Source organism: Paratractidigestivibacter sp. (genome assembly GCF_052362415.1).
GTDB lineage: Bacteria > Actinomycetota > Coriobacteriia > Coriobacteriales > Atopobiaceae > Paratractidigestivibacter.
The window spans coordinates 2,255-7,012 of sequence record NZ_DAWEMK010000098.1; the positions used below are offsets into that span (position 1 = coordinate 2,255).

Below are 4,758 nucleotides of genomic sequence, written 5' to 3' on the forward strand. Positions count from 1 at the left end.
TACGAGCGCAAAGAGCGCGCTCAAAGAGCTTTGCCGAGAAGCCCCGGTGGGGCGCCTTCTTTCTCTGGCCCGTATTGTTTGCGACAAGTGATCTGGGCATTGGGCGATCGCGGCGGAGAAGGGCTTCCGGTACAGTGGCGCGTGGGAGGGCCCTGGAAGTCCCCGCTCAGTGTTGCGTCGGGAGGCCTGGGCTTGGTTGTGCGACCAGTATTCGGATGGCGCAAATCGCGGGTTCATTTCAGTTCGCTTTGACTGGAAGTCGCTATTAACACTTGGTTCGCCGGTCAGTATCGCAAATAGCTTTGTAGCGGAGCTTGACCGCCTGATTGGCCGGCAACGGGAGAGGGCAAGGCTCCTTCCCTTGATGCGAAGGGCAAATTCGTTGTTAGCCAGAGAGCCCTCGGGGCTTCTCGGCAAAGCTCTTTGCGAGGCGTCCTTTGCCGAGCGTAGCTTTGCGAGAAGCCCCGAGGGCTCCCCGAGGACTAACACGAGGATCAGAAGACCTAATCCCACCCCAAAAGGTCGCGGATCACCCGACTTGCGATCATCTGCCCCATGATGGGAGGGAAGTAGCTCATGGTCCCCAGCAGCGAGCCCGACTCGCGCCACTGCTCGTCGGTAATCTTGCCCATCCGCACGGGAAGCTCGTCCGAGTACAGGACCTCCAGGTCATTGATACCGCGGCGACGGCATTCTTTGCGCATGATGCGGGCGAGCGGGCAGTTGACGGTGTCCTCGATCCGAGCGAATCGCAGTCGGCAAGGGTCGAGCTTGTTGCCCCCGCCCATGGCGCTGATCTCTCGGATCCCCTGGTAGCGGCACCATTCGGCGAGCTGGAGCTTCTGCGCGACCGTGTCGATGGCGTCGACCACATAGTCGGGGCGGGGGAGCGCGCCCAGCTGCTCAGCCACGCTGTCCTTGCTGAGGAACTCCTGCACCGACGTCACGCGCGCCTCCGGGTTGATGTCGAGGACCATCTGTCGCATTACGTCGGCTTTCGCGCGGCCGATGGTGCTCGTGAAGGCGATCGCCTGGCGGTTCACGTTGCTCGGGGCGACGACGTCGCGGTCCAGCAGCACGAGGTTGCCGACGCCGCCGCGCGCGAGCGCCTCGGCGCAGTTGGAGCCCACGCCCCCGAGGCCGACGACCATCACCGTAGCCTCGTCGAGCCGATGAAGCCCTTCTTCGCCGAGGATGAGCCTCAGGCGGTCCTTGGTCGTCTCCGGCTGCTCGGTCGGCTCGGTCGCACCGGCGATATCGGCGTCGGCTGTTGCCAAGCCCACCTTGCCCGTATTCTGTTCTTCGGCTATATCCATTCGCTCAGCTCCTTAAACGTTCCGCTCCGCGAAGATGGTACACGAACGAAACCTTCCTACCCTATAGTTGTTCTTAACGTGATTACATCCTGAGGAGGTCCGTATGGACGAGCACAAGTCAGATATCCAGATCGCGCAGGAAGCGCGGACGCTGCCTATCTCGGAGGTGGCGGCCAAGGTCGGGCTCGATGAGGGGATGCTCGAGTTCTATGGCAGGACGAAGGCCAAGGTCGACATCCACGCCCTCGCGCAGAAGCCGCGCCGCGGTAAGCTCGTGCTCGTCACCGCGATCAACCCGACGCCCGCAGGCGAGGGCAAGACCACGACCTCGGTCGGCCTTGCCGACGCCTTGAACTCTATGGGCAAGCAGACGATGCTCTGCCTGCGCGAGCCCTCCTTGGGGCCGGTGTTTGGCATCAAGGGCGGAGCCGCGGGCGGCGGGTACGCCCAGGTGGTCCCCATGGAGGACATCAACCTGCACTTCACCGGCGACTTCCACGCCATCGGCGCCGCGAACAACCTGTGCGCCGCCATGCTGGATAACCACATCAAGCAGGGCAACGCCCTCTGCATCGACCCGCGCCGCATCGTGTGGAAGCGCGTCGTCGACATGAACGACCGCCAGCTCAGGCAGGTCGTCGACGGCCTCGGCGGCGTCGCCAACGGCATGCCGCGCGAGGACGGCTTCGACATCATCGTCGCCTCCGAGGTCATGGCCGCGTTCTGCATGGCGAGCGACCTCATGGACCTGCGCGACCGCCTCGGCCGCATGGTCGTCGCCTATACCTACGACCGAGAGCCCGTGACCGTCTCTGACATCCACGCCCAGGGCGCGATGGCGGCGCTCCTCAAGGACGCCATCAAGCCGAACCTGGTCCAGACTCTCGAGGGCAATCCGGCTTTCGTTCACGGTGGCCCCTTCGCGAACATCGCCCACGGATGCAACTCCGTCGAGGCCACCGATACCGCGCTTAAGCTCGCCGACTACGTCGTCACGGAGGCGGGCTTCGGCGCCGACCTGGGTGCCGAGAAGTTTCTCGACATCGTGTGCCGCGCCCAGGGCTTCTCGCCGGACGCGGTGGTCCTCGTTGCCACGGTCCGAGCCCTCAAGTATAACGGCGGCGTCGCCAAGGACGCGCTCACCGAGGAGAATCTCTCCGCGCTCGAGGTGGGCCTTCCCAACCTGCTCCGTCACGTCTCGAACATCAAGGACGTCTGGGGTCTCCCTGTCGTTGTCGCCATCAACGCGTTCCCGACCGACACACCCGCTGAGCTTGAGCTCGTTGAGCGTAAGTGCCAGGAGCTCGGCGTCAACGTCGCGCTCTCCGAGGTCTGGGCCAAGGGCGGCGAGGGCGGCCAGGCGCTCGCCGAGGAGGTCGCGCGCCTGTGCGAGGCCCCCAAGGAGTTCCGCTACGCCTACGAACTCGACCAGCCCCTGAAGGCCAAGATCGAGGCCATCGCACGGAAGGTCTACCATGCCGACGGCGTCGATTTCGAGCCGAAGGCAGCGCGGATGCTCAAGCAGCTCGAGGAGCAGGGCTTCGGCGGCCTGCCCATATGCATGGCGAAGACCCAGTACAGCTTCTCCGACGACGCTAAGCGACTGGGCGCCCCCGAGGGTTTCCGCATCACCGTGCGTGACGTCCGCGTGTCCGCCGGCGCGGGCTTCGTGGTCGCGCTCACCGGCTCGATCATGACGATGCCCGGCCTGCCTCGCGTCCCCGCCGCCGAGAAGATCGACGTCACGCCCGATGGCCGCATCGTCGGCCTGTTCTGATGACGAAAAGGGACAGTCCCTTTTTATCATTTCGGAGTTGATATGGATTCTAAACTGACCGATTCGAGCTGCTCGGGCTTTGCCGCGGCGCTCGCCGCGAAGCAGTCGGTGCCGGGCGGCGGAGGCGCCGCGGCGCTCGCCGGCGCGCTCGCGGCCTCGCTCTGCTCCATGGCGGGTGAGTTCACCGTGGGAAAGAAGCGCTACGCAGAGCACGAGGCGGACGTTCGCCGCATGCTCGCAGAAGCCGAGCGTTCCCGGCAGCGCCTCCTCGAGCTCGTCGACGAGGATGCCGAGGGCTTCGCCCCGCTCTCGCGCGCCTACGCGCTGCCGAAGGAGGACCCCTCCCGCGCCGCAATCATCGAAGAGGGGGCCAAGCGTGCCTGCGAGGCGCCCCTGCGCATGATGGAGGAGACCTGCCGTGTCATAGACCTCCTGGCCGAGATGGGCCAGAAGGGCTCGCGGCTCCTGCTCTCCGACGTCGGCTGCGGAGCGTATCTTGCCCGCGGGGCGCTCGAGGCGGCGAGCCTGAATGTCTACGCGAACACAAAGTCCCTCGCTGACCGCGAGTTCGCGCTCGCGACCGACGCCCGCTGCGACCGCATGCTCGACGAGTACGCGCCCAAGGCGGAGGCTGTGGGGCGATCGGCCACAGACCAGATCAGAAAGAGGTGCTAGCCATGGCGCAACTGCTCAAAGGCGCACCCGTCGCCAAGGCTCTTACCGGGGAGCTCGCGGGCCGCGTGGGGGAACTCGCCAAACGAGGCCTCGCCCCGAAGCTCGCGATCATCCGCGTGGGCGCCCGCGACGACGACTTGTCGTACGAGCGCGGCGCCCTCAAGCGCTGCGAGAAGGTCGGCATCGACGTGGAGCGCTATCTGCTTCCGGAGGACTGCCCTCAGGCGGGCCTGATGGCGGCCATCAGCGAGGTTAACGCGGACTCCGACATCCACGGGTGCCTCATGTTCCGGCCGCTGCCCGCCAGGCTCGACGAGGCCGCGGCCTGCGCCGCGCTCGACCCCGCGAAGGATGTCGACTGCATCACCGAGGGGTCGCTCTACGGCGTCCTCGCCAATCGGCCGAAGGGCTTCCCGCCCTGCACTGCCGAGGCCGTGATGGCGCTTCTCGACCATTACGGATACGACCTCGAGGGCGCCGACGTCACTGTCGTCGGTCGCTCGCTCGTCATCGGCAAGCCGGTTGCCATGATGCTGCAGGCGGCAAACGCCACCGTGACCATGTGCCACACGAGGACGCGCGACCTCGCCGCCAAGTGCAAGGCTGCGGACATCGTCGTCGTCGCGGCAGGACACATGGGGACTTTCGGTGCGGACTGCGCGGCCTCCGGCCAGGTCGTCGTCGACGTCGGCATCAACTGGGACGAGAAGAACAACAAGCTCGCCGGAGACGTCGACTTCGAGGCCGTGGAGCCCATCGTCGGCGCCATCACCCCGGTCCCCGGCGGCATCGGCGCCGTCACCACGGCGTGCCTTGCCAAGCACGTCGTCGAGGCGGCCGAAAGGACCCTTGCATGAGCGTAGATAAACCGCGTATCGAGGCCGCCGTCCGCGAGTTCCTCATCGGCATCGGGGAGGACCCCGACCGCGAGGGGCTGCAGGGCACGCCGGACCGCGTTGCCCGCGCCTGCGAGGAGATCTTCGGGGGCCT

5 protein-coding genes are annotated in these 4,758 nt (G+C 66.1%); 4 read left to right on the forward strand and 1 reads right to left on the reverse strand.

Annotated features, from left to right (window positions below; genetic code table 11):
* Positions 1 to 503: 503 nt before the first annotated feature.
* A complete protein-coding gene (locus tag ACT84W_RS08715) occupies positions 504 to 1,316 on the reverse strand; it encodes a tRNA threonylcarbamoyladenosine dehydratase (protein ID WP_444328929.1) in 813 nt (270 codons plus the stop codon).
* Between the two features lie 103 nt (positions 1,317 to 1,419).
* Here ACT84W_RS08715 and ACT84W_RS08720 point away from each other — a divergent pair, with 103 nt between their 5' ends.
* The 4 genes from ACT84W_RS08720 to ACT84W_RS08735 form a co-directional block, all read left to right on the forward strand.
* Entirely contained in the window at positions 1,420 to 3,093 is a 1,674-nt protein-coding gene (locus ACT84W_RS08720) for a formate--tetrahydrofolate ligase (protein WP_444328930.1), read from the forward strand.
* 42 nt (positions 3,094 to 3,135) lie between these two features.
* Entirely contained in the window at positions 3,136 to 3,768 is a 633-nt protein-coding gene (locus ACT84W_RS08725; RefSeq protein WP_444328931.1) for a cyclodeaminase/cyclohydrolase family protein, read from the forward strand.
* A 2-nt stretch (positions 3,769 to 3,770) separates the two neighbouring features.
* Positions 3,771 to 4,625: a bifunctional 5,10-methylenetetrahydrofolate dehydrogenase/5,10-methenyltetrahydrofolate cyclohydrolase gene (locus ACT84W_RS08730; protein WP_444328932.1), complete on the forward strand. Its 855-nt coding sequence runs from the start codon at positions 3,771 to 3,773 to the stop codon at positions 4,623 to 4,625.
* Positions 4,622 to 4,758: GTP cyclohydrolase I (locus ACT84W_RS08735; protein ID WP_444328934.1), on the forward strand; the 137-nt coding region annotated here is incomplete at its 3' end. The genes ACT84W_RS08730 and ACT84W_RS08735, both read left to right, overlap by 4 nt.